The 1,732-nt window shown below is 52.6% G+C and carries 1 rRNA gene; it reads right to left on the reverse strand.

Annotation, left to right across the window (positions count from 1 at the left end):
• Nucleotides 1–44: 44 nt before the first annotated feature.
• Nucleotides 45–1,586, reverse strand: a 16S ribosomal RNA gene (locus tag FEK47_RS24950).
• Nucleotides 1,587–1,732 lie beyond the last annotated feature (146 nt).

Below are 1,732 nucleotides of genomic sequence, written 5' to 3' on the forward strand. Positions count from 1 at the left end.
ATCAGACAATCTGTGTGAGCACTGCAAAGAACAGTTCTTTAAGGTAAGGAGGTGATCCAACCGCAGGTTCCCCTACGGTTACCTTGTTACGACTTCACCCCAGTCATGAATCACAAAGTGGTAAGCGCCCTCCCGAAGGTTAAGCTACCTACTTCTTTTGCAACCCACTCCCATGGTGTGACGGGCGGTGTGTACAAGGCCCGGGAACGTATTCACCGTGGCATTCTGATCCACGATTACTAGCGATTCCGACTTCATGGAGTCGAGTTGCAGACTCCAATCCGGACTACGACGCACTTTATGAGGTCCGCTTGCTCTCGCGAGGTCGCTTCTCTTTGTATGCGCCATTGTAGCACGTGTGTAGCCCTGGTCGTAAGGGCCATGATGACTTGACGTCATCCCCACCTTCCTCCAGTTTATCACTGGCAGTCTCCTTTGAGTTCCCGGCCGGACCGCTGGCAACAAAGGATAAGGGTTGCGCTCGTTGCGGGACTTAACCCAACATTTCACAACACGAGCTGACGACAGCCATGCAGCACCTGTCTCACAGTTCCCGAAGGCACCAATCCATCTCTGGAAAGTTCTGTGGATGTCAAGACCAGGTAAGGTTCTTCGCGTTGCATCGAATTAAACCACATGCTCCACCGCTTGTGCGGGCCCCCGTCAATTCATTTGAGTTTTAACCTTGCGGCCGTACTCCCCAGGCGGTCGACTTAACGCGTTAGCTCCGGAAGCCACGCCTCAAGGGCACAACCTCCAAGTCGACATCGTTTACGGCGTGGACTACCAGGGTATCTAATCCTGTTTGCTCCCCACGCTTTCGCACCTGAGCGTCAGTCTTCGTCCAGGGGGCCGCCTTCGCCACCGGTATTCCTCCAGATCTCTACGCATTTCACCGCTACACCTGGAATTCTACCCCCCTCTACGAGACTCAAGCTTGCCAGTATCAGATGCAGTTCCCAGGTTGAGCCCGGGGATTTCACATCTGACTTAACAAACCGCCTGCGTGCGCTTTACGCCCAGTAATTCCGATTAACGCTTGCACCCTCCGTATTACCGCGGCTGCTGGCACGGAGTTAGCCGGTGCTTCTTCTGCGGGTAACGTCAATGAGCAAAGGTATTAACTTTACTCCCTTCCTCCCCGCTGAAAGTACTTTACAACCCGAAGGCCTTCTTCATACACGCGGCATGGCTGCATCAGGCTTGCGCCCATTGTGCAATATTCCCCACTGCTGCCTCCCGTAGGAGTCTGGACCGTGTCTCAGTTCCAGTGTGGCTGGTCATCCTCTCAGACCAGCTAGGGATCGTCGCCTAGGTGAGCCGTTACCCCACCTACTAGCTAATCCCATCTGGGCACATCCGATGGCAAGAGGCCCGAAGGTCCCCCTCTTTGGTCTTGCGACGTTATGCGGTATTAGCTACCGTTTCCAGTAGTTATCCCCCTCCATCAGGCAGTTTCCCAGACATTACTCACCCGTCCGCCACTCGTCAGCGAATCAGCAAGCTGATTCCTGTTACCGTTCGACTTGCATGTGTTAGGCCTGCCGCCAGCGTTCAATCTGAGCCATGATCAAACTCTTCAATTTAAAAGTTTGATGCTCAAAGAATTAAACTTCGTAATGAATTACGTGTTCACTCTTGAGACTTGGTATTCATTTATCGTCTTGCGACGTTAAGAATCCGTATCTTCGAGTGCCCACACAGATTGTCTGATAAATTGTTAAAGAGCAGT

The organism is Escherichia sp. E3659 (assembly GCF_005781135.1).
GTDB lineage: Bacteria > Pseudomonadota > Gammaproteobacteria > Enterobacterales > Enterobacteriaceae > Escherichia.